Source organism: Thalassovita gelatinovora (assembly GCF_001458355.1).
Classification (GTDB): Bacteria; Pseudomonadota; Alphaproteobacteria; order Rhodobacterales; family Rhodobacteraceae; genus Thalassobius; species Thalassobius gelatinovorus.
In genome coordinates this window covers 24,745-49,871 of sequence record NZ_CYSA01000019.1, presented here as the reverse complement: position 1 = coordinate 49,871, position 25,127 = coordinate 24,745, and the positions used below count along the sequence as shown (strand labels likewise).

At 58.3% G+C, this 25,127-nt stretch carries 26 protein-coding genes; 15 read left to right on the top strand and 11 right to left on the bottom strand.

Features of this window, described 5'->3' with window-relative positions; translation table 11 throughout:
- Window positions 1-2: 2 nt before the first annotated feature.
- The 3 genes from TG4357_RS10435 to TG4357_RS10425 all read right to left on the bottom strand — a co-directional run bounded on the left by TG4357_RS10435 (window position 3) and on the right by TG4357_RS10425 (window position 3,606).
- Entirely contained in the window at window positions 3-980 is a 978-nt protein-coding gene (locus TG4357_RS10435) for an ABC transporter permease (protein ID WP_058262838.1), read from the bottom strand.
- 109 nt (window positions 981-1,089) lie between these two features.
- On the bottom strand, window positions 1,090-2,634 hold the full coding sequence (locus tag TG4357_RS10430; protein WP_058262837.1) for an ABC transporter substrate-binding protein: 1,545 nt from the start codon (window positions 2,632-2,634) through the stop codon (window positions 1,090-1,092).
- A 90-nt stretch (window positions 2,635-2,724) separates the two neighbouring features.
- Window positions 2,725-3,606 carry a class II aldolase/adducin family protein gene (locus TG4357_RS10425; RefSeq protein ID WP_233487478.1) on the bottom strand — a complete coding sequence of 294 codons (882 nt, stop codon included), beginning with the start codon at window positions 3,604-3,606 and terminating at the stop codon, window positions 2,725-2,727.
- A gap of 137 nt (window positions 3,607-3,743) precedes the next feature.
- Between TG4357_RS10425 and TG4357_RS10420 the strand changes: the two genes are divergently transcribed.
- The 3 genes from TG4357_RS10420 to TG4357_RS10410 are packed head-to-tail and all read left to right on the top strand — an operon-like array spanning window position 3,744 to window position 6,891.
- Window positions 3,744-4,460, top strand: coding sequence for a GntR family transcriptional regulator (locus tag TG4357_RS10420; protein ID WP_058262835.1), 717 nt, complete (start codon window positions 3,744-3,746; stop codon window positions 4,458-4,460).
- Window positions 4,457-5,485, top strand: a complete 1,029-nt coding sequence (locus tag TG4357_RS10415) for a histone deacetylase family protein (protein ID WP_058262834.1) — start codon at window positions 4,457-4,459, stop codon at window positions 5,483-5,485. Before TG4357_RS10420 ends, TG4357_RS10415 begins: the two co-directional genes overlap by 4 nt.
- A gap of 47 nt (window positions 5,486-5,532) precedes the next feature.
- Window positions 5,533-6,891, top strand: a complete 1,359-nt coding sequence (locus tag TG4357_RS10410) for an aspartate aminotransferase family protein (RefSeq protein ID WP_058262833.1) — start codon at window positions 5,533-5,535, stop codon at window positions 6,889-6,891.
- A gap of 155 nt (window positions 6,892-7,046) precedes the next feature.
- On the opposite strand, the gene TG4357_RS10405 is transcribed toward TG4357_RS10410, so the two are convergent.
- A complete protein-coding gene (locus TG4357_RS10405; protein WP_058262832.1) occupies window positions 7,047-8,207 on the bottom strand; it encodes an NADH:flavin oxidoreductase/NADH oxidase in 1,161 nt (386 codons plus the stop codon).
- Between the two features lie 193 nt (window positions 8,208-8,400).
- On the opposite strand from TG4357_RS10405, the gene TG4357_RS10400 reads away from it, so the two are divergent.
- The gene (locus TG4357_RS10400; RefSeq protein WP_058262831.1) at window positions 8,401-9,300 is read left to right on the top strand and encodes a LysR family transcriptional regulator; all 900 of its coding nucleotides are present in this window, start codon (window positions 8,401-8,403) and stop codon (window positions 9,298-9,300) included.
- 421 nt (window positions 9,301-9,721) lie between these two features.
- Window positions 9,722-11,005, top strand: coding sequence for an acyl-CoA dehydrogenase family protein (locus TG4357_RS10395; RefSeq protein ID WP_058262994.1), 1,284 nt, complete (start codon window positions 9,722-9,724; stop codon window positions 11,003-11,005).
- Window positions 11,006-11,180: 175 nt separating this feature from the next.
- On the opposite strand, the gene TG4357_RS10390 is transcribed toward TG4357_RS10395, so the two are convergent.
- Complete coding sequence (locus TG4357_RS10390; RefSeq protein ID WP_058262830.1) at window positions 11,181-12,026, bottom strand: transglutaminase-like domain-containing protein; 846 nt, start codon at window positions 12,024-12,026, stop codon at window positions 11,181-11,183.
- A 240-nt stretch (window positions 12,027-12,266) separates the two neighbouring features.
- Between TG4357_RS10390 and TG4357_RS10385 the strand changes: the two genes are divergently transcribed.
- The 3 genes from TG4357_RS10385 to TG4357_RS10375 are packed head-to-tail and all read left to right on the top strand — an operon-like array spanning window position 12,267 to window position 15,218.
- A complete protein-coding gene (locus TG4357_RS10385; protein WP_058262829.1) occupies window positions 12,267-13,316 on the top strand; it encodes a pyridoxal-phosphate dependent enzyme in 1,050 nt (349 codons plus the stop codon).
- Window positions 13,309-14,472, top strand: a complete 1,164-nt coding sequence (locus TG4357_RS10380; protein ID WP_058262828.1) for a M24 family metallopeptidase — start codon at window positions 13,309-13,311, stop codon at window positions 14,470-14,472. The genes TG4357_RS10385 and TG4357_RS10380 overlap by 8 nt, the downstream gene beginning before the upstream one ends.
- Window positions 14,472-15,218 (top strand): maleate cis-trans isomerase family protein, encoded by a 747-nt coding sequence (locus TG4357_RS10375; RefSeq protein ID WP_058262827.1) that lies wholly within the window; start codon window positions 14,472-14,474, stop codon window positions 15,216-15,218. The genes TG4357_RS10380 and TG4357_RS10375 overlap by 1 nt, the downstream gene beginning before the upstream one ends.
- 28 nt (window positions 15,219-15,246) lie before the next feature.
- Here the strand turns inward: TG4357_RS10375 and pcaD are convergent, their stop codons facing one another.
- The 5 genes from pcaD to TG4357_RS10350 form a co-directional block, all read right to left on the bottom strand.
- A complete protein-coding gene (pcaD, locus tag TG4357_RS10370) occupies window positions 15,247-16,035 on the bottom strand; it encodes a 3-oxoadipate enol-lactonase (RefSeq protein WP_058262993.1) in 789 nt (262 codons plus the stop codon).
- A gap of 83 nt (window positions 16,036-16,118) precedes the next feature.
- Complete coding sequence (locus tag TG4357_RS10365; protein ID WP_058262826.1) at window positions 16,119-17,321, bottom strand: endonuclease/exonuclease/phosphatase family protein; 1,203 nt, start codon at window positions 17,319-17,321, stop codon at window positions 16,119-16,121.
- Between the two features lie 137 nt (window positions 17,322-17,458).
- On the bottom strand, window positions 17,459-18,430 hold the full coding sequence (locus TG4357_RS10360; RefSeq protein WP_058262825.1) for a threonine ammonia-lyase: 972 nt from the start codon (window positions 18,428-18,430) through the stop codon (window positions 17,459-17,461).
- A gap of 4 nt (window positions 18,431-18,434) precedes the next feature.
- Window positions 18,435-19,268, bottom strand: coding sequence for an alpha/beta fold hydrolase (locus TG4357_RS10355; protein ID WP_058262824.1), 834 nt, complete (start codon window positions 19,266-19,268; stop codon window positions 18,435-18,437).
- Entirely contained in the window at window positions 19,268-19,954 is a 687-nt protein-coding gene (locus TG4357_RS10350; RefSeq protein ID WP_058262823.1) for a haloacid dehalogenase type II, read from the bottom strand. The genes TG4357_RS10355 and TG4357_RS10350 overlap by 1 nt, the downstream gene beginning before the upstream one ends.
- A 235-nt stretch (window positions 19,955-20,189) precedes the next feature.
- On the opposite strand from TG4357_RS10350, the gene TG4357_RS10345 reads away from it, so the two are divergent.
- The 3 genes from TG4357_RS10345 (at window position 20,190) to TG4357_RS10335 (ending at window position 21,803) form a co-directional block, all read left to right on the top strand.
- On the top strand, window positions 20,190-20,618 hold the full coding sequence (locus TG4357_RS10345; RefSeq protein ID WP_058262822.1) for an FKBP-type peptidyl-prolyl cis-trans isomerase: 429 nt from the start codon (window positions 20,190-20,192) through the stop codon (window positions 20,616-20,618).
- Window positions 20,619-20,823: 205 nt separating this feature from the next.
- Window positions 20,824-21,411, top strand: a complete 588-nt coding sequence (locus TG4357_RS10340) for a hypothetical protein (protein ID WP_058262821.1) — start codon at window positions 20,824-20,826, stop codon at window positions 21,409-21,411.
- The gene (locus tag TG4357_RS10335; protein ID WP_058262820.1) at window positions 21,408-21,803 is read left to right on the top strand and encodes a GFA family protein; all 396 of its coding nucleotides are present in this window, start codon (window positions 21,408-21,410) and stop codon (window positions 21,801-21,803) included. Before TG4357_RS10340 ends, TG4357_RS10335 begins: the two co-directional genes overlap by 4 nt.
- 60 nt (window positions 21,804-21,863) lie before the next feature.
- On the opposite strand, the gene TG4357_RS10330 is transcribed toward TG4357_RS10335, so the two are convergent.
- Window positions 21,864-22,604, bottom strand: a complete 741-nt coding sequence (locus TG4357_RS10330; RefSeq protein WP_058262819.1) for an N-formylglutamate amidohydrolase — start codon at window positions 22,602-22,604, stop codon at window positions 21,864-21,866.
- A gap of 118 nt (window positions 22,605-22,722) precedes the next feature.
- Between TG4357_RS10330 and pyk the strand changes: the two genes are divergently transcribed.
- From pyk to rplT, 4 genes are all read left to right on the top strand, one after another.
- Window positions 22,723-24,171, top strand: coding sequence for a pyruvate kinase (gene pyk, locus TG4357_RS10325; RefSeq protein WP_058262818.1), 1,449 nt, complete (start codon window positions 22,723-22,725; stop codon window positions 24,169-24,171).
- A gap of 29 nt (window positions 24,172-24,200) precedes the next feature.
- Window positions 24,201-24,425, top strand: coding sequence for a hypothetical protein (locus tag TG4357_RS10320; RefSeq protein ID WP_058262817.1), 225 nt, complete (start codon window positions 24,201-24,203; stop codon window positions 24,423-24,425).
- Window positions 24,426-24,536: 111 nt separating this feature from the next.
- On the top strand, window positions 24,537-24,737 hold the full coding sequence (gene rpmI / locus TG4357_RS10315) for a 50S ribosomal protein L35 (RefSeq protein WP_058262816.1): 201 nt from the start codon (window positions 24,537-24,539) through the stop codon (window positions 24,735-24,737).
- A gap of 15 nt (window positions 24,738-24,752) precedes the next feature.
- A complete protein-coding gene (gene rplT, locus TG4357_RS10310) occupies window positions 24,753-25,115 on the top strand; it encodes a 50S ribosomal protein L20 (RefSeq protein WP_058262815.1) in 363 nt (120 codons plus the stop codon).
- Window positions 25,116-25,127 lie beyond the last annotated feature (12 nt).

Here is a 25,127-nt window from a genome sequence, read left to right as displayed (position 1 = left end):
CCTCAGGCCGTATGCCGGATGCGTGGATCGATCAGGCCGTAAACGATGTCGGTCACGATGTTGAACAGGATTACCATCGCGGCAGACACCAGAAACACGCCAAGAATGGTGTTGTAGTCCCGCGCTGCGAGGCTTTCGAACATCAGCCGTCCGATGCCCGGCCAGGCGAACACCGTTTCGGTCAGCACTGCGCCGCCGATCAGTTGTCCTGCCTGCAGACCGGCCAATGTAACGACGGGTAAAAGCGCGTTGCGCAGGATATGGCGGCGACGGATCACCGACGGGGACAGGCCCTTGGCTCGCGCGGTTTTGACGAAATCCTGTTGCGCGACTTCCAGCATCGACGCCCGCGTCATGCGCATATAGACCGCCATGAAGAAAAGCCCCAGCGTCAGGGCGGGCAGGACCAGATGGGACAGGATGTCCCCAACCCGTTGCAGCCCGGTATAGTCTGCGCCAACGGTTTCATAGCCAAACCCGGGCAGCCAGCCGAGTTGCACCGAGAACACCAGCACCGCCATCAGCGCCGCCCAGTAAAGCGGCGTGGCGTAAAAGATCAGCGCAAAGCCGGTCAGCAGGCTGTCGGCAGGTTTGCCCACCCGCGCCGAAGCAGCCACGCCCAGCATGATCCCTAAGGTCAGCGAGATACCGAAGGCCGTCAATGTCAGGATGAGTGTGGCAGGCAGCCGGTCAAGGATAAGATCCAGCACCGGTGCGCCTTGTCGGAACGAATAGCCAAGATCAAGCGTCAGCACGTTTCCAACATAAGTTCCGAGCTGGATGTAAAAAGGTTGGTCCAGACCGAACTGGGCCCGCAGATCGGCAATCATCTGTTCGTCAGCAGCACCCGCTTCGCCAGCCAGTACTGCGGCAGGGTCGCCCGGGGCGGCGTGAATGAGAAAAAAGTTCAGGATCGCGATGGCAAGTAGCGTCAATACTGCCTTGAACAAACGTCCTAGAACGGGTCCGACAATGGTCATTGGTCGTCCTTTGTCCGGCGGGACGGCCAGGGGTGCTTTGTCCGCCGTGGCCGCATTATTGTGTCTGTGCTAAAGCGCGGGGCTGGAATTCCAGCCCCGCGCCTTTCGATTACTCTTCGATCCAGGCGTCGCGCAGGCCGTTGTTGAGCCCGACACCGGTGGTGATCAGGTTCTTGACGTTGCAACGATAGATCGTCGGGAATTCGATTTCGAGCAGCCAGGCAACGGGCACATCTTCGACGATCTCTTTCTGGATTTCGTTGTAGAGCGCGGCCCGTTTTGCCAAGTCGGGTTCAACTGCGGCGGCGTCCCATTTTTTGTCGAGTTCGGGATTTTCATACCCTTCGACGTTGTTCCACGGGCTGCCTTTCTTGATCTGACTCATGGTATAGTTGCGCGACACGCCCAAGGCCGGATCGCCGTATTGGTAAAGATAGGTGAAGGCCATATCGTAATCCCAATTGGCCGTCTTTTCATTCCAGCCGGCAACATCGGCAGATTCGATTTCGACGACGATGCCGACTTCGCCAAGGTTCTGTTTGACCGCTTCGGCCCATCGTTGCCAGGTTTCGCCATAGGGTAGCGGCAGCAGGCGGACGGGTGTGCCGTCATAACCCATGTCAGCCAACAGTGCCTTGGCCTTTTCCGGGTCATGCGGATACATTGGTACGTCATCGGAATAGAAGTTGGTCTTGGTCGAAACCGGACCCGTGGGCACGGTGCCGAAACCGTTCCAAACCACGTCTTTCACGAATTCACGATCCAGCCCGAACATCACGGCTTGGCGGAACCGCTTGTCGGCGGTCGGGCCTTCGCGGTTGTTCAGCCACATCCAGGCATGGGGTGCGAAGAATTCCCAGCCCGCCGAGGTCGAGCAGACATCTTCCATTTCGGTCAGGCGCTTGACGTCCCAGTTTTCGACGGCGCCGCCGGGCAACACGTCGACTTCACCGGTTTCAAAGGCCACTGCGCGCGCGGCGGCATCAGGAACCACGCGGTAATACACTTCGTCCAGGTGCGGCAGGCCATCGAGGTAGTAGTCATCGTTCTTGACCAGATGGATATAACTGCCCTTGACCCATTCCTTGAACTTGAAAGGGCCGGTTCCGATGGGGGTCGCGTTCATCGGGTTGGTCGCGTAGTCGGTGCCTTCATAGATGTGTTTCGGCACGATCGGCATCGAGCCGGTTTCGAAAGCGTTGATGAAGGGGCCGTAAGGTTCCTTCATGTGGATGACCACGGTCAGATCGTCAGGTGTTTCAATGCTTTCCACATGGCTGAACGACGCGCGGAAGCGGGCGTGACTGTCCTTGAGGAATTCAGTTGTGAACAGCACATCAGCCGAGGTGAAGGGTTCGCCGTCATGCCATGTCACACCTTCGTTCAGGTGGAAGGTGTAGGTCATGCCGTCTTCGGCAATTTCCCAGCTTTTGGCCAGCGAAGGCTGCGGCTCCAGATCGGAGTTGTAGCGCAGCAGACCTTCGTAAAGCTGACCGGCAACCATCTGGGTCGGGCCGTTTTGCACCAAACCCAGCATCAGCCCAGGCGGTTCGGGCTGGATTACTACGTCGAGGCGGCCACCATCGGTTTGAGCCGATACGCTTTGCGCGAAAGCGGCTGCAACCAGAAAGGTTGTGAGCTTAAAATACTTCATGTCTTCATCCCTGTTTCTTTGATTTGGGTGATGAGGTGTGCGTGTTTGCACGCACTATTGTTGGTTATTGGTCGCGGTCAGGCCGTGGCATCACGCGGCATAACCGGGCGTTTTGCCGTCCAGAAGCCGCAGCATGGCCATCCATTCGGGGTCATTGCCAGATCGGATGATCTCGTCATATGAGCTGGCATATTGTCCCGCTGTATGTGCAGCCACGTTGTCGGACAGAGGGGCGGGCGTCAATCCCATCGACAGGGCCGCAATCTGTGCCTTGCAGGATCGTTCAAGGTTGAGAGCCAACCGCACAGCTTCGGCAATGGTGCGGCCACAGACCAGAACACCGTGATTGCGCAGGAACATTACGTTCTTGGCGCCAAGGTCGGAAACGATCCGGCTGCGTTCGTCCAGATCCAGTGCAATGCCTTCGTAATCGTGATAGGCGATGGCACCGTGGAACTGAGCGGACCATTGATTGAGCGGCAGCAGGCCTTCTTTGACCGAACTGATGGCGACGCCGGCAACGGTATGGGTATGCAGTACGCAGGTTGCATCATGGCGGGCCATGTGAACCGCGGAATGGATCGTAAATCCAGCAGCATTCACCCCCGCACCGTAAGGATCATCCAGAACGTTTCCCAATTCGTCGATGGTTACGAGGGTCGAGGCCGTGACTTCATCGAAGCGCAAACCAAACGGGTTCAACAAGAACCGTTTCTGACCATCCGGGCCATCGGCCAAACGGGCAGAGATATGGGTGTAGATGCTGTCATCCATTCCCATGAGGGCGATCATTCTGTACGCGGCGGCCAGATCGTGGCGCAGCGCCGCCTCGTCATATTCCGCTGGAGATGTTGTTGCGGCGGATTGCCCGCCGATGGAATGGGGTTTCATCGCTCCGGCCACGCTCTGGCCGCTTGGCGTGTCATCGTTTCGACCCGGCTGCGGACGTCGGCCTGCTACTTTATCGGTCATTCTTTGCCCCATTCGCTTTGTTGAGGTCAGCAAAAGGGCGTTGCGCTGTAGAGTCAAGGTAATTGTCGACAATCGACAAATACTGAGATAGTCAAAAATGAAAATGCGCTAATAATTGTGCCAACTAGGGGCCGTATATGGGCAAGGGCGACAAAGGTTTGCATGACCAAGCGGGGGGCTTTTCACCTCTGAGCCGGGATGGATTGGTCAATCAAGTCGCAGGTTCGCTGGTCGAAGCGATCCTGTCGGGGCGGCTTTCTCCTGGGGATCGACTGGCCGAATCCACCATCGCCCGACAGATGGACCTGAGCCGCGCGCCGGTTCGCGAGGCGCTGCGCTTGTTGGAAAGCTCTGGCCTTGTCGACTACAAAACAAACCGCGGTTTTTTTGTGCATACCGTGTCGGCAGCAACGATGGATAACCTGTATGAGCTTCGGATCGTGATTGAATCCGCCGCCATCGCCCGGCTGGTTGAAGCCAATGCCGAAGCGGCGCTTCCCGGTCTCAAGGCGCAGTTGAGCAGACTTCATCGTCTAGCCGGCAAAGCCACCGACATGATCACGCATGTGAATGCCGACCTTCAGTTTCACCGCCTGATTTGCGAAGGGTCGGGGAACCCGCGCTATTTGCAGGTCTTTGAGCAGATTGCCAATGAAACAAAATTGGGCCTTTTAGTGATCGGACGTCTGTACGATGATCCTCGAAAGTTGGCGGAAACCCATGAACCCATTCTGGCCGCGATCGAAGCGCGTGACAGTACTGCGGCTGTAGACGCGATTGACTATCACATCGGCGTCGCACGTGAAGTCGTTACCAAATCCTTTGCAACGGATGAAGAAAGCTCTGACATATGAAATGTTTTTATGCAGCCTCTACCGAATTACATGATCCGGTTTTTCGTCTCTCTGCCGGTGTGGTTGCGCAGAATGCCGAACAGGCAGAGCGCGCACATTTGCTTCTGGCTGGGCTGGCGAAGCTGGGTTTCGCCACCGAAGAACCCGCAGCGGATGTCCCTCGCGACATACTCGAAAAAGTCCATACCCAGCGGTTCCTGCAATTCATGGAAACGGCATGGGACGAATGGCAGACTTTGCCGAATGCCGGTAAGGAAGTTGTCCCTAACGTCCATGCCTTGAACAAGGTCAAAACCTATCCCAGCCATATTCTGGGAAAGGCGGGTTGGCACCTTGGCGACACCTCGGCCCCGATCGGTGAACATAGCTGGGAAGCGGCATTGGCCGGGGCGGCCACGGCTTATGCTGCGGCGCAGGCCGTGTTGCAGGGCGCGGATGCGGCTTATGGCCTGTGCCGCCCGCCGGGGCATCACAGTTCGGCTGACGTGGCTGCAGGTCATTGCATCGTGAACAACACCGCCACCGCTGTGGAAACGCTGCGGACAAAAAATCGCAAGGTCGCCGTGCTGGATATCGACGTCCATCACGGTAACGGGACACAGGACATTTTTTACGAACGCGGCGACGTGTTGACGATTTCGATCCACGCAACGCCCGAAGATTATTATCCGTTCTTTGTCGGTTATGCGAATGAAGCCGGGGCTGGTGCGGGCGAAGGGTTCAACGTCAACATGCCGCTGGCGCGCTCGACCTCGGATGACGGATGGTGTGACACGATCGCGACCGCCCTTGACCGTATCGCAGAATTTGCGCCAGATGCGCTTGTCGTCGCCCTTGGGCTGGACGCACACGAAAATGATCCGCTCAAGGGGCTGCAAGTTACCTTCGACGGGTTCACCCGGGCTGGCAGCATGATTGCCGGGGCGGGTCTGCCAACCGTTTTGATTCAGGAGGGGGGATATCTCTCACCTGATCTGAGCACTTCACTTACCGCATTTCTTTCCGGATACACCGGGAGAAAATAACTCTTTCGCAAACGCTGCACCTTGCCACCGAGAAACCGGAGATCCTGATGACCACTCGTTCAAATTCGCTGCAAGAAACTGATATCGCCTATCAACTGCACCCCTACACCAATGCCCGCGTTCACGAAAAGCAGGGTCCGATGATCATCACCAAAGGTGACGGGTGCTATGTCTATGATAGCGAGGGCAAAAAATATCTCGAAGGGCTCGCCGGGCTGTGGTCGGTCGGCGTCGGCTTTTCGCAACCGCGTCTGGTCGAAGCAGCGGCCAAGCAGATGGCCGAGCTGCCCTACTATCAGAACTTCGCCCATAAAGCGCATGCGCCGGGCATTCTGCTGTCGGAAAAGCTGGTGGAAATCACGCCGGAACATCTGACCAAGGTTTTCTATACCAACTCTGGCTCCGAGGCGAATGACACCGTGGTCAAATTCGTCTGGTTCATGAACAACATGCTGGGCCGCCCGGAAAAGAAAAAGTTTCTGTCGCGCAACAAGGCCTATCACGGCATTACCGTCGCCTCTGGCTCTTTGACTGGTCTGCCGGGTAACCAGAAAGGCTTCGACCTACCCGCGATCCCGGTCGTTCATCTGACCTGTCCGCACTACTATCGCTGGGCCGAAGACGGCGAGACCGAGGCGGAATTTACCGCGCGTTTGTTGAAAGAAGCTGAGGAAACAATCCTTGCCGAAGGCCCCGAAACCATCGCCGCCTTTATTGGTGAACCGGTGATGGGCGCGGGTGGTGTGATGACCCCGCCCGAAGGTTATTGGCCGGGTATCGAAGCGCTTTGCCGGAAATACGATATCCTGATTGTGTCGGATGAGGTGATCAACGGGTTCGGCCGTACCGGCAAACCCTTTGGCTGTGAACGCTATGGTTTCAAACCCGATATCCTGGTGACGTCGAAGCAGTTGACGTCGTCCTATATGCCCCTGGCAGCGATCCTGATGACGGACGAGGTTTATCAGGTGATTGCCGATTACACCGAACAATTGGGCACTTTGGGGCATGGCTTTACCGCCGGGGGCAACCCGGTGGCCTGTGCGGTCGCATTGGAAAACATCAAGATCATCGAAGAACAAGATCTGATGGGCAACGTCGCCCGGCTCGAGGACAAGTTCCAGTCGGGACTGCGTAAATTTTCGGATCATCCGATGGTGGGTGAAGTTCGCGGTGTCGGCCTGATCGCCGGGATCGAACTGGTGGCCGACAAAGCGACCAAGAAAAGTTATGAACCGGCGGGGTATATCGCTGCGACGGCTTCTAAACTTGCCGCAGAGCAGGGTCTGATCGTGCGTAATATTTATGAAACGATCGGCCTGTGCCCGCCGATGATCATCGACGAGGCCCAGATTGATGAACTTCTGGAAAAGTTGGGTGCTGCGCTTGAAGGTCTGCCAACCTGATCGGTCGCTACATCCTTGATCTTGCTAATTATCGATCAGGATTATCGGTCGGAATAAACAATTTTGGGCCTGCCATCGATGGATGGCAGGCCCAAAATGTCTGGCGATTATCGCGGTTCCTGGAACCGGATCACTGAAGTCTGAACCGTTGCGGCTCAGGATTTGACGCTGTCCTCGTGCACATAAAAATCAGATGTCCTTTGTCGGCCTGCCAGCCACCAACCCGACTGTTCGGGCCAGGTTTCAAACGTTGCGTCATGCCCCAGATCACGCGCCGCGTTAAGCGCCCAGTTCGGATCGACAAGCGCTTCGCGGCCGATGGCGATCAGATCCGCACTTCCTTGGGTCAGAATGTTTTCGGCCTGCTGCGGATGGGTGATCAACCCGACGGCCATGGTGGTCATCTCGGCATCTTGACGCACCCGTTCGGCATAGCCGACTTGAAAACCCGGTTGACGTTTCTGTCCCGTTGAGGAGGTCGCCGATCCCGCAATTCCGCTGGACGAACAGTCCATCACATCGACCCCGATACGGCGAAGTTCGCGGGCCAGAACGACGGTATCGTCAAGCGTCCAGCCATCCGGATGTCCGTCCACGGCAGAGGTGCGGAAAAACAGCGGCAGATCGTCGGGCCAGATCGTTCGCACCCTTTCCGCAACGTCCAGCGCCAGCCGCATCCGCCCGGACAGGTCACCGCCATAGGCATCTGTGCGCTGGTTCGAAAGCGGCGACAGGAAACTGTGAATCAGATAGCCATGCGCGCCGTGGATTTCCGCGATCTTGTACCCGGCGGCAAGCGCACGCACCGCAGCCGCGGCATAGTCATCCAGCAACGCGTCGATATCAGCCTCGGTCAGCGCATGCGGAACCGGCCAACCTTTGGCGACGGGTACAGCAGACGGGCCTGCCGGTGTCCACGGCATGTCCCCCCGCGCGATGTCAGCCTCATCCAAAGGACCGTTTCCGAACCATGGGCGCTGCATGCCACCTTTGGGGCCTGCATGTCCCAGTTGGATGGCCGGGATAGCCCCGTTGCGCAATGCGAATTGGGTAATGCGGGCATGACCGGTGATTTGGCTATCGGTCCACAAGCCGGGGCATCCGTGGGTGATCCGGCCCCGTTTTTGGACTGCCGTGGCTTCGGTGAAGATAATCCCGGCCCCACCCATCGCGAAGCGACCCAGATGCGCCAAATGCCAATCTTCCATATGTCCGTCATGCGCCGAATACTGGCACATCGGGGAAATCACGACGCGGTTGCGAGTCGTGATCCCGCGCAGGGTCAGCGGCTGAAACAGGTGCGGTGCGGTGGTCATCGTTGATCCTTTGGTTGTTTGGGGGCGACGCTATCTTGCGATTCAGTGCGTGGCAATTGATCTCCGGCATCAATTTCAAAGCCGGAACGGGCGGGTGGGGGCAACCGGGCCGTCGATTTTGCGCACAGTGCTAGCATCACTCATATTTACCCGATAGATAAGGTTCATTCATGGAATTAATGGAGCCGGCCGGGTGAAACTGACGCAGATCGACCTCAATCTGTTTGTTGTCTTCGATACAATCTATGCCGAACGCAATCTGACCCGCGCGGCTGACCGATTGTCGATCACTCAGCCTGCGGTAAGCAATGCGCTGGCGCGGCTGCGAACCAATTTCAAGGATCCACTGTTTATTCGCACCAGCAGCGGCATGCAGCCTACTGCCTTTGCCGAAAGCATTGCCGACCGGGTCGCAGAAGCGTTGCAATCGTTGCAGATCGCGGCTCAGCCAGCGGTATTTTTCAATCCTGCCGCCAGTGACCGGCGATTCCAGATCAGCATGTTGGATTTCAACGAGGCGACCTTTCTACCGCTGATCGGTCGCGCATTGCAAAAAGAAGCACCTTCGACAACGCTGCACAGTTTCCGGGTGCCGCGCGCGGAACTGCGTCCTTCGTTGGAGCGTGGCCATGTCGATCTGGCGATTGATATTCCGCTCAATGACAATGCCGACCTGATCAGCCACACCCTGCGTTCGGAAAAGTTTGTCTGCGCAGTACGCAAAGGTCACCCTGTCTTGCACGATGAATTCACCCTGGACAGTTATTTGGCGCTGGGCCACGTGCATGTGTCGGGCCGACCACGGGGGCGGGGCGCGGTTGATATTGCGCTTCGTCGTATGCGATTGAAAAGAAATATTATTTTTCAGCTTCAAAGTTATCTTGCGGTCAATAGATTGGTGCAAAATTCCGACCTTGCGGTCACGGTGACTGCGGGATGGGCGCGGGCGCTGAACCTCGAAGTGCTACAGTTGCCCATTGACCTTGCCCCGATGGAGATCAAGTTGCATCGGCATGTGCGTTCTAACGGTGACGCCGCGATTGTCTGGCTGTTTGATCTGATCAAGGATTTGCCGGTGACTCTGCACGATTGAAATGCCCGTGATATGCAGCGGAACAAAGTCCGTTCACGGGGTATTCCATGAAATTTTGAGCAGTATTCCGGTCAGGTTGTTCATCGTGAGGTACTATCACCATTGTGAATGATTTCAATTATCAAAATAAATTTCATAAACAGTACGGTTTGGGGCAATATGGCGTCGAGGATCAAAGCCCGAAACACAGTTGGCGCATCAATATGCAGTGCCGGAGTTTCGGTAAGCGATCCGATGGGAGGGAAGGTTGAATGCGATCCTCGCGCAGGAATGTGGTGCGCCAAAGGGCTTGGTCCGGACTGGATCATGTTGCGCCAGGATCGCGACCGCAAACCCGCAACTGATATATTCGCAAATCCATCGGAGGCTGAAGCCGCCGATGCTGACACTGGAGATCTGAATGGTACAATCCACAGACAATATGAACAATCTGGAAATGTCCGAAAAAGCCCGGCCTTTGCTGGATGGTGTGGTCAAGCATATTCAGGAAAACGTCGACCCTATCACCAATGAATTCTATGCTCTCGGCGAAGGCCGGGCAGATCGCTGGTCCTATGCTCCGGGTCAGTTGGAACTGCTGGAAGGGGCCAAACAAAAGGCACGCGACGCCGGGCTGTGGAATTTCTTCCTGCCCAATGCGGAAACCGGTGAAGGTCTGTCCAATCTCGATTATGCCTATATCGCCGCCGAGTTAGGCAAAAGCCCGCTGGCACCGGAGACCCTGAACTGTTCGGCGCCCGATACCGGCAATATGGAAGTGTTGGAACGTGTCGGGACGCCTGCGCAGAAGGAAAAGTGGCTGAAGCCGCTGCTGGCAGGTGAAATCCGGTCGGCGTTTGCCATGACCGAACCCAATGTCGCGTCTTCTGATGCGCGCAACATTTCCACCAGCGCGGTTCTGGAAAACGGCGAATGGGTGATCAACGGCGAAAAATATTACATTTCAGGTGCCGGTGATCCGCGTTGCAAGATCATGATTGTGATGGCCAAGACGTCGCCCGATGCCGAAACGTTCAAGCAGCAAAGCCAAATCTTGGTGCCTGTTGACACGCCCGGCGTGGAAATCGTTGGCCCGATGCATGTGTTCGGACATGATGATGCGCCGCACGGCCATATGCATATCCGGTTCACCAATGTGCGCGTGCCCGAGGAAAATATCCTGTGGGGCGAAGGTCGTGGCTTCGAGATCAGTCAGGTCCGATTGGGACCGGGTCGGATTCACCATTGCATGCGCTCGATCGGTGCCGCCGAAAGCGCGCTGGAAATGCTGATTGCTCGCGGTGTCAGCCGTGAAGCCTTTGGTAAGCGGATCGTCGATCTGGGCAAGAACATGGAAACCATCAGCCGCGCCCGGATCGATATCGAAGCAATGCGCCTGATGGTTCTGAAAGCCGCCAAGGCAATGGATACGCTGGGCAACAAGGAAGCCCGTATCTGGGTGTCGATGATCAAGGCAATGGTGCCCGAAAAGGCCTGCGAAATTATCGATGCGGCGATGCAAGTGCATGGCGCGACTGGTCTGTCGCAATGGACGCCACTGTCGGGCATGTATACCGGACAGCGCACGCTGCGTTTCGCCGATGGACCGGACGAAGTGCATCATCAGGTCGTGGCCCGCGCCGAGGTCAGAGAATTCGAAGCGTCGAACGAACGTCAGGCATTGGTAAGCGGCAAGATGCAGGGCAAAATTTTCGCTGGGCCGTAAGGGCTGCAAAAGTAACGAGCAAAGCTGTAAGCTTTGTTCAGGATTGTGCGCGGCGGGAGAGATCCCGCCGCGCAAATTGTATCAACCCTTCATCGACTTAGCGAACAGCCTTGATACAGCACGTCCTGGGGCCTTTTGAATAAGGCGCAAAATCCCATCTTCAGTCCTTGACCGCTCAGAGCGGTTGGCGCTGTCCTGAAGAAGGATCGGCCTCATCTTCGATCTCATTGATCCACACTTCGAACCCCCTGAGGTCATGTTGACCGAAACTATGGGTCAACGGCACATCGGCGGCATCACGCCCGCGTGCGATCAGGACGCGTCCAAAGCGGGTATCGTTGTTGCGCGGATCGAACACCCACCACTTGCCGCCAAGATACACCTCCATCCAGGCGGCAAAATCCATTGCGGCGTGGGTCTGTGGTTGCCCAATGTCACTTATATATCCGGTGCAGTACCTTGTCGGGATGTTGAGACAGCGGCACAACGCGACCGCCAGATGGGTGAAATCCCGGCAAACACCGACGCCTTCGTTCAATGTCTCTACCGCTGTCCGGGTCGGTCGCGATTGTTCATAACCGAACTGGACATGATTGTGGACGAAGTCGCACACCGCCTGGACGCGGGCCCAGCCAAGCGGTTCATGGTTGAAACGGTTCCAGGCGAAATCCGAAAGAACGTCGCTTTCGCAGTACCGGCTGGCCAGCAAAAACGGCAGCACATCGCTGGGAAGCTGTTCGACCGGCTGTTGTTCTGCGGATTGATCGACCGGGTCTGAAAGCCCGGCATCGTTGAGAACCCCATCGGTTGAAACCGTGAACAGGCCTGCGGGGGCGATCAACCTGCTGCACCAGTTGCCAAAGCCATCACGGTAAGCCTCGATCGGGACTGGCGGATCGGTGACCAGAAGGTCGGGCCGTTCCAGATCGCTGGCGCGGGAATAATGGACGTTGAGCAGCATGATCATCGGGGTCGGTTGCGGCAGCCAGAAAGACAATCGGCATCCCAGTCGAATACGCATTATAAGGCTCCGGAAATTTTGTTGCGTTCAAAGATCAGCTGTGCACACCAGTGTCCCGGCAGGGTTGCCGATGGTCCCGCGCGGTCTGACATGTCTTGCAGCATAGCCACGTTATGCGGCCATGTCTCCACCGGTAAGCTTGGAGAAGGATCGGGACCAGTTCAACCGATATTCCATAAAACGTTTGGCCGAGGGCAGGACCCGCTGCTAAGGCTAAGGAAAAGCGAGGGATTACCGACCATGCCTGCTCTTCTTGAAAACCCGTTTCGCGGCAGCGGCCTTCAAGGCGCGACCCGGTTTCCAATGAGCGACGCAACGGCGGTTGGCGAATTGCTGTCCCTGTGCCCGGTGCATGGACAAACCGCGTTGCTGGACCAGCCAGACCTGGCGGCGCAACTGGGCATTGCCAAACTGTATATCAAGGACGAACGGGACCGCATGGGACTGGGCAGTTTCAAGGCGCTTGGCGCGGCGTATGCCATCGCGCGGGAAGCAGCCGGGGTGGTTCGGAACGGCGATTGGAAACAGGCGCTTGCCGGGCGGGTCTTCGTGACGGCGAGCGCGGGAAATCACGGTCTGTCTGTTGCCGCAGGCGCGCGGGTGTTCGGGGCTAGGGCGGTTATTTACCTGGCCGAAACCGTGCCCGAAGCCTTTGCCGACCGATTGCGGGCAAAAGGGGCGGACGTGATGCGTGCCGGGGCAACCTATGAAGCCAGCATGAACGCGGCGGCAGCGGCGGCAGAGGACCAAGGTTGGACCCTACTGTCGGACAGTTCATGGCCCGGTTACGAAGATCTGCCAAGCCGGGTTATGGAAGGGTATCTGCAACTTGCTGCCGAAACGGCGGCACAGATCGACACAATCCCCACCCATATTTTCCTGCAGGCAGGTGTTGGTGGATTGGCGGCGGCGGTTGCTGCATATGCGCGGGCCGTTTGGGGGGATGATCCGGTTGTTATCGTTGTCGAACCCGATGCCGCCCCGGCATTGATCGAAAGCATCCGTGCCGGGCGGTTGATCACCACAGAAGGACCGGTGTCGTCGATGGGGCGATTGGATTGCAAGACCCCGTCGATGATCGCGCTGGCGGAGCTGGCGCGCGATGCTGACATGTTCGTGACGATCAGCGAAGCCGAGGCTGAAACGGCGGTTGCCCGGCTGGCCGAAAACGGATTGCCTACGACCCCGTCCGGTGGGGCCGGTTTGGCGGCGTTGTTCGCTGCGCGCCCGCCATTGGCACCCGAGGCCCGGGTTCTCACCATCCTGAGCGAAGGCCCCGAAGATGGCTGAGCCATTGCTGATTTTTCCCACAGCGGAATACCGGCTGCGGGTTGAACGGTTGCAACGGCGGATGCAGGCCGCCGGGCAGGACGCGCTTTTGCTGACAACGCCTGCGGATGTCTTTTATGTCACCGGGTTTTTGACCCGGTTTTGGGAAAGTCCGGCGCGACCGTGGTTCATCATCGTTCCGGCCTCGGGGCGACCTATCGCGGTGATCCCGGCGATCGGTGCCGATCTGATGCGGCGCTGCTGGGTGACGGATATTCGCACTTGGGACGCCCCGAACCCAGAAGACGATGGTGTCTCCCTATTGGCTGATACGCTGGCCGGTCTGGTGCCGGAAACAGGCTGTATCGGGGTGCCGATGCAGCTTGAAACCCATCTGCGGATGCCGCTGGCCGATTACGCGCGGGTGGGTGCACGCATCGCGCCGCGTCGTTTTGTTGATGCGACCGATACAGTGCAACGAGTGCGGGAAGTGAAATCCGAGGCCGAGATTGAAAAAATTCGTGTGATCTGTGGCGTCGCAGACCGTGCCTTTGCCCGCGTCCCCGAATTCTCCGGGGCGGGGCGGCCGCTTGATTTGGTGTTCCGCGATTTCCAGATCGCGCTGTTGCAGGAAGGTGCCGATTGGGTGAGCTACGTCGCGGGTGGTGCCGGTCCGGGCGGATATGGTGACGTGATTTCACCGGCCGGGCCGCAGCCACTTGCCTTGGGCGATGTTCTGATGCTCGACACCGGGGCGGTGCGTGATGGGTATTTCTGCGATTTCGACCGCAATTATGCGATTGGACGCGCCGATGATGGCGCACGCCGGGCCCATGCCGCGCTGTTTGCTGCGACCGATACCGCGCTGGCGGAGCTGCGCCCGGGCATGACGGCGCTTGATTTGCATGGCGTTTTGACTGGGGCGTTGCGGGCACACGGGGCGACGCCCGGCGGGGGCCGCTTGGGTCACGGGTTGGGGCTGACATTGACCGAATGGCCATCTGTCACCGCAAAAGATGACACGGTGTTGCGCGAAGGCATGGTATTGACGCTGGAACCCGGTGTCGAAATCGAGCCGGGAAAGATCATGGTCCACGAGGAAAACCTCGTGCTGCGAGCGGACGGGGCAGAATTGCTGTCGACACGCACCCAGCCTGATTTGCCGGAGATTCACTGATGACGTCTTTCCCCTACCGTTTGACTGGCCCGATTGGTGCCAAGGCAACGCTTGGCCTGATCGTGCTGCAGGTCGATGAAACGGTGGAGCAGGATTTTCGCCGGGCTTTTGCGGTGCCTGACGTGGCGCTTCATATGTCGCGCATCCCGTCGGGGGCTGAATTGACCCCGGGTACGATTGCCGCGATGGAGGCCGAATTACCACGGGCCGCCGCATTGCTACCGCCGAGTGCCCAATTCGATGCCGTTGGCTATGCCTGCACCTCGGGGACCACCCTGATCGGGGCGCAAAAGGTCACGTCCCTTGTTACCGGCAGCGCAAATACCCGTGCGGTCAGCAATCCGTTAACCGCCAGCGTCGCCGCGTTGCAGGTGGTCAAGGCCCGGTCCATCGCCATCGTTTCCCCTTATATCGCGTCGGTCGCCGATGCCATTTCCATGACGTTCGGGGCGCATGGCTTCGACGTGCGGGACACGATTTCCTTCGGTGAAGACATCGAGGCACGGGTGGCGCGGATCGACCCGCAATCGATCCACGCCGCAGCGATGCAAGCGGGCCGGGCGGACGGCGTGGAAGCGGTGTTTCTGTCCTGCACCAACTTGCGCACCTTCGACATTATCGATGATCTGGAAAACCGTCTTGGCTTGCCGGTGATCAGCAGCAATCAGGCGCTGGTCTGGCATATGGCCCGCAGTTGCGGCGCGCCGGTGACCGCCGAAGCGCCGGGCGGTTTGTTCCGGCTTTGATCGGGTGCGGCCCCGTATGGGCATCGGTTCAGATGTGTCTGATGTCGCGCAGAAATCCGGTCAGAGCGGTGGCGTATTCCTCTGGCCGTTCGACACAGGGCAGGTGGCCGGCCTTGCGGATCAGATGGAATTTCGATCCGGGGACCAGATCCACCGTTTCGCGCACCAGATCAGGAGGGGTTGATCCGTCTTCGGACCCTGCAATGCCAAGCACGGGAAGGCGCAAACCGCTGGTGGGGGTATAGAAATCGGTGCCTGAAATTGCGGCGCAACAGCCGATATAGCCTTCGATTGGTTGCCGGACCATCATGTTGCGCCACGCGGTCAGTTCATTGCTTTCGCGGAAGGGGCGGGAAAACCAGCGTTCCATCGTGGCATCGGCCAGCGCCTCGATCCCGTTTTGCCGGGTTGCGGCGATCCGGTCTTGCCACATTTCGGGCTGGCCGATCTTGGCCGCCGTGTTGGACAGAACCAGTGCGCGCACCTGATCAAGCCGCTTGACCGCCAACCCCTGCGCGATCATGCCGCCGATGGACAAGCCAACGAAAACGGCCCCCTTGACGTTCAACTGATCGAGCAGCTTTTCCGTGTCGCGCACCAGCGTGCCCATGGAATAGGGACCGGGCGGGCAATCGCTGAGCCCGTGGCCGCGTTTGTCATAGCGGATGATGCGCAGCCCCGCTGGCAGCAGGTGAACCACCTTGTCCCAGAGCCGTAAGTCGGTGCCCAGCGAATTGGCAAAGACGATGGGCGCACCGTTCGGGTCGCCATCTTCGCGGTAATGGAGCTTGATGTCTCCAAGATCGGAGATGTTCATGGGGGCGTCCTTGTCGTGATCGGGTTGCAGGAAGGTCGGAGAAAACCGTGCCGGGGTCAAAGGGACAATAGGGCGCGGTGTGCCTACTTGTCTTCAACCCCCAGCCGGATATGCGCCATGATCTGTCCGTGGTCCGAGGCGAGCTTGTTATAGGGTGCTTCGGGGTGTGACCCGTCGGTGATGTGATCGTTGAAGGTGCTGAAATATTTCATTTCGCCGATCCGTTTCTTGTAATCGGGATGGAAATGGCGGCTGAGGAAAATCTGGTCGATGGATTCATAAACACCGCCAAAGGCCGCCGTATAGACCATGTCGCGCATGGATTTGCGCACGAACAGCTTTTCCGCGGAATGCAGCCGCACACGTTCGACCGCGTCATTGATGCGCTTGGCTTCTTCGTGGGAATAGCGATCGGTTTCATGCTGCGCATTGTGGCGCAGCATCCAGCTATAGTTGATGAACGGGGTTTCGCCGGACACGATTTCGGAACTGACCGAATGTTCACCGTCGTTGAAGTCGCCAAGCGCGATCACCGGGCGGCCCTTGTCCAATTCCGCCAGAATGGCGCGGCGCAGCACCCAGGCTTCGGCCATCCGGCGCAGCGCGCTGCGCAGGCTCCCTATGGCGCGGCCGGCTGGGTCGTACCGGGTCAGGTCCGCTTCGGGTGCGAAGGGCGCACCAGGACGTTTGACAAATTCGCCCAGCTTCGATTTGAAATGACTGCAAAAAACGGTGATCACCTCACGGCCGACCGGCACCCGGACCTTGAGGATCGGGCGCGACAGGCGGGAAATCGTGTAATGCCCCGCATCTTCGCCGGTCAATTCGCGAAATGGGATGACGAGCGGATCATCAAGATCCTGAATGATCTCGGGGCGATCAGCAAAGCCCATGCGCGACAGGATGGCAACTCCGGGGCGGCGTTGTCCCGGCAGGTCGTTATCGTTGCTGTTGGGGGCAAAGGCCAATGCGGCATCACGGTAAGGCGTGTAGCCCAGTTTCCGGAAAATCGCCTTTTTGTGATACCGTTTCGATGCATCGGGGATGACGGCGGCGTTATAGGCTTCGCCCCTGATATCGGCTTCTTCGATCACGTCGCGCAGGGCGTCTTCTTCGAACACTTCCTGAAACCCGACGATATCGGCATCCATAGTCAGGATCTGATCTGCAACCCAATCGAGTTTCCAGGCGTATTCTTCGGGTGTGTAGGTCTGGAACTGGTAATATTCCTGATTGGCACCGATCAGGTTTTTGATGTTGAAACTGGCGATGGTGAAATTGGTCATGGGAATGTGGCCTGTTAAAAGGGGGTCTGTCTGCGTCAACAAAGGCTTTAACCAAGACAATCGCGAAACGGCTTTGCGATCAAGCCGGGGCGCGTTTTTATTCCCGATAGACCGCTGTTTGATCGCGGCAGTTTCGATCAGGCGAAATCCTGCAACGCCTTGATGAACATGGCCGGATCGACATTGCCACCCGAGGCGATGGCGATCACCGTGTCTGTTTCGATTTCGTCGCCGTGAAACAGCACCGCTGCCAATGCCGCCGCACCGCCGGGTTCGATTACGATTTTCAGCCGTAAAAAAGCCAGCGCCATAGCGCGCAGACAGTCTTCGTCGCTGACCGCGATACCGTTGCCGCAAAGCCGCTGCATGATCGGGAAGGTCATATCGCCCGGCTGTGGCGTAATGATCGCGTCACAGATCGATCCTGTCAGTCGTGGATTGCGTTCGATATGACCGCTGGCGATTGAACGTTTGACGTCGTCGAACCCTACGGGTTCGCAAGGCCGTGCCACCATGTCGGGGGCATGTTTTTCCAACGCCAGCGCCACACCCGACGTCAATCCGCCACCGCCGCAGGGGATCAGCACCTCGGCCTTCGTGATGCCGTGCCCGGCCGCTTGATCGGCAATTTCCAGTCCCGCCGTTCCCTGACCCGCAATCACCTGCGGTTCGTCGAAGGGCTTGATCAGGGTCAGGCCGCGCTCAGCGGCCAGTGTCGCGCCAAGCGCGTCGCGGTCTTCGGTCGCGCGGTCATAAAGCACCACTTCTGCCCCCAAAGCGCGGGTGTTTTCGATTTTCAGTTTTGGGGCGTCCGAGGGCATCACGATCACTGCCGGTGCGCCATGTTGTGCAGCGGCATAGGCCACGCCCTGCGCATGATTGCCGCTGGAAAAGGCGATCACGCCACGGGCGCGGGTTTCCGGATCAAGCGCCGAAAGCGCCGACCAACCACCGCGAAACTTGAAGCTTCCAGTATGTTGCAGGCATTCGGGTTTCACGAAAACCCGGCGCCCGGCAATGTCATCGAGAAAGGGCGATGACAGCAGCGGGGTCTTCCGGGCATGGCCTTCCAGCCGTTTGGCGGCGGCTTCGATCATGTCGATATTCATTGCTTCATGCCTGTTTCAGTTTTTCCAGCCAGTCCGACAGCGCGACCTGCGCTTCGGCTTCGTCGAGAAACGGAATATGCGCCCGGTCGGGCACATGGGCAACGACCAGATTGGGATTTCGCCGCTTCATTCCTGCAACTGTCTCAAAACTGAGCAGATCGGAATTGCCGCCGTGGATGATTGCACAGGGCAGCGGCGCGATGGCGTCGAAATAGGGCCACAGATCGGCCGTGCCGGTGGCTCCGGCTTCGATCACCGCGTCGCGCAGTTTGGGGTCGTAATTCAGCCTGACACCTTCGGGGGTTTCAACATGGGTATGGGTGACTTCCTTGCGCCAACGGTTCAACGGGACGCCGGGGAAAAGCGGTTCCATCGCCTGTTTGCGCGCGGCGGCGGCTTCGTCGAATGTCTTGAACTCCGGGTGCTGGCCAAGATGACCCATGATGTAATCAAGCCCGCCAGTTTCCAGCACCGGGCCAATATCGTTCAGGCAGACGCCCAGCAGCCGGTCCTTAGCCACCGCCGCCAGTCCCATCGCGATCAACCCGCCGCGCGAAGTGCCGATGATCGCCGCCTTGTCGATGCCCAGATGATCGAGCAATTCCAGCACATCCTTGGATTCGCGTGGGACGTTGTAGCTAAGGTAATCTTCGGCCCAATCGGATTGGCCCCGGCCGCGATAATCCAGCCGGATCATTCGGTATCCGGCTAATTGCGGGGCGACGAAATCGAAATCGCGCGCGTTGCGGGTCAGGCCCGACAAGCATAGGACCGGCAGGCCCTGTCCCTGGTCTTCGTAATGCAGCGACAGGCCGTCGGATGTGGTGAATTTGGGCATCAGGATCTCGCGAGTTCTGGAATTTGGGTCAGGTCGGTCAGGACGTGATCAGGTTTGGCGTGCAAAAGGTCCGTCGGATCCCCGGCGCGGTTCACCCAGGCCGTGGCGAAGCCATAGCCCGAAGCCGATGCCGCATCCCAACCGTTGGAAGATACAAAAAGAACCTCAGCATTGTCGCAGCCGAAACGCTGACCGACCAGGTCATAGACAATCGGCGCGGGTTTGAAGATGCCGACGCTTTCGACGGACAGCACATCGTCGAGCAGATCGCCGATCCCGGCGCTGTCGACCGCGCCTTGCAGCATGTCGGGCGATCCATTCGACAGGATTGCGGTGTTTAGCCCGGCCGCCTTCAGATCGGACAACATCTTTGGCACTTCAGGATAGGCCTGCAATTGCCAATAAAGCGCCAGCAGCCGTTCGCGCAGATCGTCATCGCCTTGTAATCCGCCGGCTTCCAGCGCCCAATCCAGCCCGTCCTGGGTGACTTGCCAAAAATCGCAGTGGCTGCCGGTCAGTGCGCGTATCCAACTGTATTGCAGCTGTTTCAGGCGCCAATGCTCGGCTAGTTTCGGCCAGACCTCGGCCAATTTTTCGCGTCCGGGTTCGGCTGCGGCCTGACGTGCCGCAGCCGCGACATCGAACAGAGTACCGTAGGCGTCAAAAACGCATGTGGTGATTGTCATCGAGATTTCCTCCTTGCAGCAAGGTTTGCACTTCTGACAGGTCAGGGAAAGGTCGGAGTTTTACGTATATCTACAACCCTGCGGCCTGCGCCATTTCGGCTGGTCACAAGGCGGGAAGGCGGGTCGATTTGCAATCGTGGTCGGCTGCGGTTACGCTTGCCCAATCATCCAGAGCACCCGCCTGCTGGACTCGGCGGCCTCATTTTCCAATCCCCCACACATCACAGGATATTCTATGACCCAGGTTAAAACGGGCGACACCGTTCGTATTCACTATACCGGCACTTTGGCAGACGGATCGGTTTTCGACAGTTCAGAAGGTCGCGATCCGCTGGAATTCCAGGTCGATGCCGGCCAGATCATTCCGGGGCTGGACGCGGCGCTGCCGGGGATGCAGGTCGGCGACAAGAAAGTTGTCGAAGTGCCCTGCGACCAAGCCTACGGTGAAACCAACCCGCAAGCGGTTCAAGCTGTGCCGCGGGCCGAAATCCCCGCTGATATGCCGCTTGAAGTCGGTGGTCAGTTGCAGGTGCAGACCGCGGATGGTCAGGTGCTTCCGGTCACCATCGCCGAAGTGACCGAGGAAACGGTAACGCTGGACGCCAATCACCCACTGGCCGGTGAAGCCCTGACCTTCGCCATCGAACTGGTCAGCATCGCCTGAGCGCGACACGTCAGAACGATCGGGTTCGAACGTAAATTCTATTTGCGTTTACAAGCGTCTTAAAAAGGCATTTGTGCAAGGTGCGCGAGCGCCTTGCCCTTTGTCTGCCCCAACCGAATTGAACCAGCCTGGCACTGGGCGAATGATTTGGTTTGCAGTCAAGCTGTGCTAATCTTGCGAATTCAACCCGACGTGAGGCCCCCGCATGAGCAACAAAGCCGAAACCCTTCTTGAGCGTATCCGCGAATTGCAGGAACAGGTCGAGGTAGAGCTGTCCAAGCGTCGCCGCGCGTTCCGCTACAAGTTGGAAAACGGGCGTGTGGTTTTTGACGATGAGGTGCGTACGCAGCACCGGCAATTGCGGGTGAAGCTGCTGCGTTTTCTGGCCCGGACAAGGCCGATGGTGGTGCTGTCCGCGCCGGTGATCTATGCGCTGATCGTGCCCTTTGCCATTCTGGACATGTTCGTGACCATCTACCACGCGATCTGTTTCCCGGTTTACGGCATCCCCAAGGTACGTCGCCGCGATCATATTCGGATCGATCGTCAACATCTGGCTTATCTCAACGGATTGCAGAAACTGAATTGCATCTATTGCGGCTATTGCAACGGGGTGATCGGGTATACCCGCGAAATCGCCGGCCGGACCGAAGCCTATTGGTGTCCGATAAAGCATTCCGACCGGATCAATGGTCCGCATGATCATTATACCGGCTTTGTGGATTATGGCGACGGGGAACGCTTTCAGGCCGGTCTGGCAAAGTCGCGGCAGGGGTTGAAGGATCTGGAATGACAGCGCGGGTCTGGCAGGGCGGCTGTCACTGCGGCTTCATCCGCTTCGAAGTCGCCGCAGATATCGACCATGTCCGGGTTTGCGACTGTTCTATCTGTCATCAGCGCGGGGCATTGAATTTTCGGGTGCCGGATAGGGCATTGACGCTGCATCACCCGGATTTGGACGATTTACGGCTGTATCAATGGGGCAGTGGCACGGCCAAGGACTATTTTTGTCCCCGTTGTGGGATTTTACCCTTTCGCCGCCCTTCAGAACCGACCCGGCAAGAACGGGCCGAGGGAATGCAGCCATTTGACGGTTGGGCGGTCAATACCCGCTGTCTGGCAGGTTTTGACCCGTCCTTGGTGCCGGTGGTGCGAATCGCGGGCAGTCGGGTCGCGCTTGATTAGCTCCCGTCCAAGTTTTGTGTCTTGAAACCGGGCGGGCATGGAAATCGGCGCGATCACGCCTCAAACTCCGATTTGTGCCAGCGCTTGTTCCATGATCGGGGCCAACCGATGGCCCCACGCGACCTGATGGTCTTCGGTTTCGATCAGATCATTGCGCAGTTCGATCAGGATATTGGGGCGCTGATAGGCAATCGCGTGACGCGCAATCGCATCCCCCGGCAGGTGACCGCCATAAGGTTCGTTTTCGCCCACGCAAAGGTCTTTTTCGTCGCGCAACAACCGCAGCAGCGGCTTGGCCAGCCGGGTATCGGAGGCATGCAGTACGCCGATATGCCAAGGCCGGGGATCACGGCCCTGTAATTGCCGGGTGAAACTGTGCACCGACAGGATGACAGTATCGTCACGCCGCCCCGCCAGTTCCGCCAGCGCGGTGTGATAAGGACGATAGCAGCCGTTTAACCGGCGTTCCAGCTCTTCTGAACCGGCATGACGATTGGCGGGGATGATGGTGCCATCGTACAGTTTCATCAACAGGGTCGGGTCGTCTTCGCCCCGGTTCGGGTCGATCACCAGACGCGAAAAATTCGACAGGATTGCGGGCGCGTTCATCGCTTCGGCCAGCGCTTCGGTTAGTCCCGCCGCGCCGACATCATAGGCTATGTGGCGTTCCATGTCGCTCTGGCCCAGACCCAGTTGGCCATCGTTGACAAAGGGCGGCACGGTGTTGGCGGCGTGATCGCAGGTGATCAGCCAACGTGACGGGCGGTCGGCCCCGATTATGCGATAAGGTTCGTAAGTCATGAAAGTTTCACTTCCTTTCATGTCCCTGTACGGCAGAATGCAGCAAATGGGAATTGTCTGTATCGCCACAATCGCTATAAGTTAGCGTTAACACAATCTGCCGCAATCAGGAGACGGAATGAGACGCTTTCGCAATGTGAAGATCGTGGCGACGCTTGGGCCGGCTTCGAACGATTATGCAATGATCCGCAAACTGCACGAAGCTGGGGCCGATGTGTTCCGGTTGAACATGAGCCATGGCAGCCACGATGAAATCCGCGAACGCCATGCGATGATTCGTCAGGTCGAAAGCGATCTGGATAATCCGATCGGTATTCTGGCCGATCTACAAGGGCCCAAACTGCGTGTCGGGGTTTTTGCCAATGACGAAGAAATGCTGGAAAACGGCGCGACGTTCCGGTTGGATCTGGACCCGGCACCGGGCGATGTGACTCGGGTTTGCCTGCCGCATCCGGAAATTTTTGCAGCGCTTGAAGTCGGGGCAGGCCTGTTGGTCAATGACGGCAAGATCCGGTTGCGGGTGACCGATTGCGGGGCAGAATTTGCGGAATGCGAAGTGATCAATGGCGGCATGATTTCGAACCGCAAAGGGGTCAATGTGCCCGATGTGGTTTTGCCGCTGGCGGCGCTGTCGGAAAAGGATCGCAAAGATCTTGAATTCGTCTGTCAACTGGGGGTGGATTGGCTCGCACTGAGCTTTGTTCAGCGGCCCGAAGACGTCTGGGAAGCCCGGCAATTGGCCAATGGCCGGGCCGCGATCCTGTCGAAGATCGAAAAGCCGGCGGCGGTAAAAGCCTTTGACGAAATCCTTGAGGTCAGTGACGGGGTAATGGTGGCGCGCGGCGATCTGGGCGTCGAATTGCCGGTGCAGAACGTGCCGCCGATCCAGAAACGGCTGATCCGCAAATGCCGCAAGGCGGCCAAGCCCGTGATCGTCGCCACCCAAATGTTGGAATCGATGATTGAATCGCCGATGCCGACCCGTGCCGAAGTGTCCGACGTGGCGAATGCGATTTACGAAGGCGCCGACGCCATCATGTTGAGCGCGGAATCGGCAGCGGGGGATTTCCCGGTCGAAGCCGTCAAAACGATGGACGATATCGCAATCGAGGTCGAAAGCGACGAAACCTATCGCGATGTCATCGATGCGTCGCGGTCGGCGGATCGTAAAACCGTTGCCGACGGCATTGTGGCCGCTGCCCGTGAAATAGCCGAAACCACTCATATCAAGGCAATCTGTTGTTTTACCCAATCTGGCACGACCGCTGCGCTGGTGGCGCGCGAACGGCCGCGGGTGCCAATCATCGCGATGACGCCCTTGCGGGACACCGCGCGACGTCTTGCCCTGACCTGGGGCACCGATTGCGTGGTCATCAAAGAACCCGTTGACCGGTTCAAGCAGGCGGTGGTCAATTCGGCCCGCGCGGCTAGGATGGGTGGCTATGCTGGTGAAGACGATCAGATTCTTGTCACTGCCGGGGTTCCCTTCAACGTGACCGGCACCACCAACATTCTGCGGGTTGCCCCCTGCGCGGAACATTTGATCTATGCTACCGACCCGGAGTAACCTTGCCCTTTAGAGGTGTGGAGGGAACAATGGATTCCGATCTCGTGTTGGTCGTTGGCGTGACGGTCTTAGGGCTTTCGATCCCGTCGATCGTGTCGAACTGGAGCGATGGTGTGATACCGCGGGTGCCGGTGCTGAGCCTTCTGCTGGGCGTTGCGTTGACGGTATACGCTTATGTACTGAAAGCGGATGGCGTCGACCTTGCCGATATCCCGATGGCTTATGTCCGGGTGGTCGGGCGGTTTTTGAACTGATTTTCGCTTGCAATCGTGGCGGTTCCTTCGTAAAGGGGCGGCCTGTCTGCGCGGCCGGCCGGTAGAGGCATGCCGAGTCGCGTGTAATCGTTGAATGACAAGGAGACGAAAATGCCCAAGATGAAGACGAAGTCGAGCGCCAAAAAGCGCTTCAAGGTGACCGCGACCGGAAAGGTCCTGGGGGGTCAGGCCGGCAAACGCCACGGCATGATCAAACGCACCAAGAAATTCATCCGCGACGCACGCGGCAACACCACGCTGTCGGCTCCCGACGCAAAAACCGTCAAGGGCTTCATGCCCTACGACCGCTAAGAGAGGAGAGCAGACATGTCCCGCGTTAAAGGTGGTACCACAACTCACGCCCGTCACAAGAAGGTCATCAAGGCAGCCAAAGGTTATTATGGCCGCCGCAAGAATACCTTCAAGGTCGCCCGTCAGGCCGTCGACAAGGCGAACCAATATGCAACCCGCGACCGTAAGAACCGCAAGCGGAATTTCCGCGCATTGTGGATTCAGCGGATCAACGCCGCAGTGCGCAGCCATGACGAAGCGCTGACCTATTCGCGCTTCATCAACGGTCTGGGCCTGGCCGGTATCGAAGTCGACCGTAAGGTTCTGGCCGATCTGGCCGTGCACGAACCCGAAGCGTTCGGTGCCATCGTCGAAAAGGCGAAGGCCGCGCTCGCGTAAATCCCGCACCGG

What these genes read in the sequence shown, in the direction of transcription:
- TG4357_RS10435 (WP_058262838.1), bottom strand. Translation starts at nt 980, where the DNA reads ATGACCATTGTCGGACCCGTTCTAGGACGTTTGTTCAAGGCAGTATTG.
- TG4357_RS10430 (WP_058262837.1), bottom strand. Translation starts at nt 2,634, where the DNA reads ATGAAGTATTTTAAGCTCACAACCTTTCTGGTTGCAGCCGCTTTCGCG.
- TG4357_RS10425 (WP_233487478.1), bottom strand. Translation starts at nt 3,606, where the DNA reads ATGACCGATAAAGTAGCAGGCCGACGTCCGCAGCCGGGTCGAAACGAT.
- TG4357_RS10420 (WP_058262835.1), top strand. Translation starts at nt 3,744, where the DNA reads ATGGGCAAGGGCGACAAAGGTTTGCATGACCAAGCGGGGGGCTTTTCA.
- TG4357_RS10415 (WP_058262834.1), top strand. Translation starts at nt 4,457, where the DNA reads ATGAAATGTTTTTATGCAGCCTCTACCGAATTACATGATCCGGTTTTT.
- TG4357_RS10410 (WP_058262833.1), top strand. Translation starts at nt 5,533, where the DNA reads ATGACCACTCGTTCAAATTCGCTGCAAGAAACTGATATCGCCTATCAA.
- TG4357_RS10405 (WP_058262832.1), bottom strand. Translation starts at nt 8,207, where the DNA reads ATGACCACCGCACCGCACCTGTTTCAGCCGCTGACCCTGCGCGGGATC.
- TG4357_RS10395 (WP_058262994.1), top strand. Translation starts at nt 9,722, where the DNA reads ATGAACAATCTGGAAATGTCCGAAAAAGCCCGGCCTTTGCTGGATGGT.
- TG4357_RS10390 (WP_058262830.1), bottom strand. Translation starts at nt 12,026, where the DNA reads ATGCGTATTCGACTGGGATGCCGATTGTCTTTCTGGCTGCCGCAACCG.
- TG4357_RS10385 (WP_058262829.1), top strand. Translation starts at nt 12,267, where the DNA reads ATGCCTGCTCTTCTTGAAAACCCGTTTCGCGGCAGCGGCCTTCAAGGC.
- TG4357_RS10380 (WP_058262828.1), top strand. Translation starts at nt 13,309, where the DNA reads ATGGCTGAGCCATTGCTGATTTTTCCCACAGCGGAATACCGGCTGCGG.
- TG4357_RS10375 (WP_058262827.1), top strand. Translation starts at nt 14,472, where the DNA reads ATGACGTCTTTCCCCTACCGTTTGACTGGCCCGATTGGTGCCAAGGCA.
- pcaD (WP_058262993.1), bottom strand. Translation starts at nt 16,035, where the DNA reads ATGAACATCTCCGATCTTGGAGACATCAAGCTCCATTACCGCGAAGAT.
- TG4357_RS10365 (WP_058262826.1), bottom strand. Translation starts at nt 17,321, where the DNA reads ATGACCAATTTCACCATCGCCAGTTTCAACATCAAAAACCTGATCGGT.
- TG4357_RS10360 (WP_058262825.1), bottom strand. Translation starts at nt 18,430, where the DNA reads ATGAATATCGACATGATCGAAGCCGCCGCCAAACGGCTGGAAGGCCAT.
- TG4357_RS10355 (WP_058262824.1), bottom strand. Translation starts at nt 19,268, where the DNA reads ATGCCCAAATTCACCACATCCGACGGCCTGTCGCTGCATTACGAAGAC.
- TG4357_RS10350 (WP_058262823.1), bottom strand. Translation starts at nt 19,954, where the DNA reads ATGACAATCACCACATGCGTTTTTGACGCCTACGGTACTCTGTTCGAT.
- TG4357_RS10345 (WP_058262822.1), top strand. Translation starts at nt 20,190, where the DNA reads ATGACCCAGGTTAAAACGGGCGACACCGTTCGTATTCACTATACCGGC.
- TG4357_RS10340 (WP_058262821.1), top strand. Translation starts at nt 20,824, where the DNA reads ATGAGCAACAAAGCCGAAACCCTTCTTGAGCGTATCCGCGAATTGCAG.
- TG4357_RS10335 (WP_058262820.1), top strand. Translation starts at nt 21,408, where the DNA reads ATGACAGCGCGGGTCTGGCAGGGCGGCTGTCACTGCGGCTTCATCCGC.
- TG4357_RS10330 (WP_058262819.1), bottom strand. Translation starts at nt 22,604, where the DNA reads ATGACTTACGAACCTTATCGCATAATCGGGGCCGACCGCCCGTCACGT.
- pyk (WP_058262818.1), top strand. Translation starts at nt 22,723, where the DNA reads ATGAGACGCTTTCGCAATGTGAAGATCGTGGCGACGCTTGGGCCGGCT.
- TG4357_RS10320 (WP_058262817.1), top strand. Translation starts at nt 24,201, where the DNA reads ATGGATTCCGATCTCGTGTTGGTCGTTGGCGTGACGGTCTTAGGGCTT.
- rpmI (WP_058262816.1), top strand. Translation starts at nt 24,537, where the DNA reads ATGCCCAAGATGAAGACGAAGTCGAGCGCCAAAAAGCGCTTCAAGGTG.
- rplT (WP_058262815.1), top strand. Translation starts at nt 24,753, where the DNA reads ATGTCCCGCGTTAAAGGTGGTACCACAACTCACGCCCGTCACAAGAAG.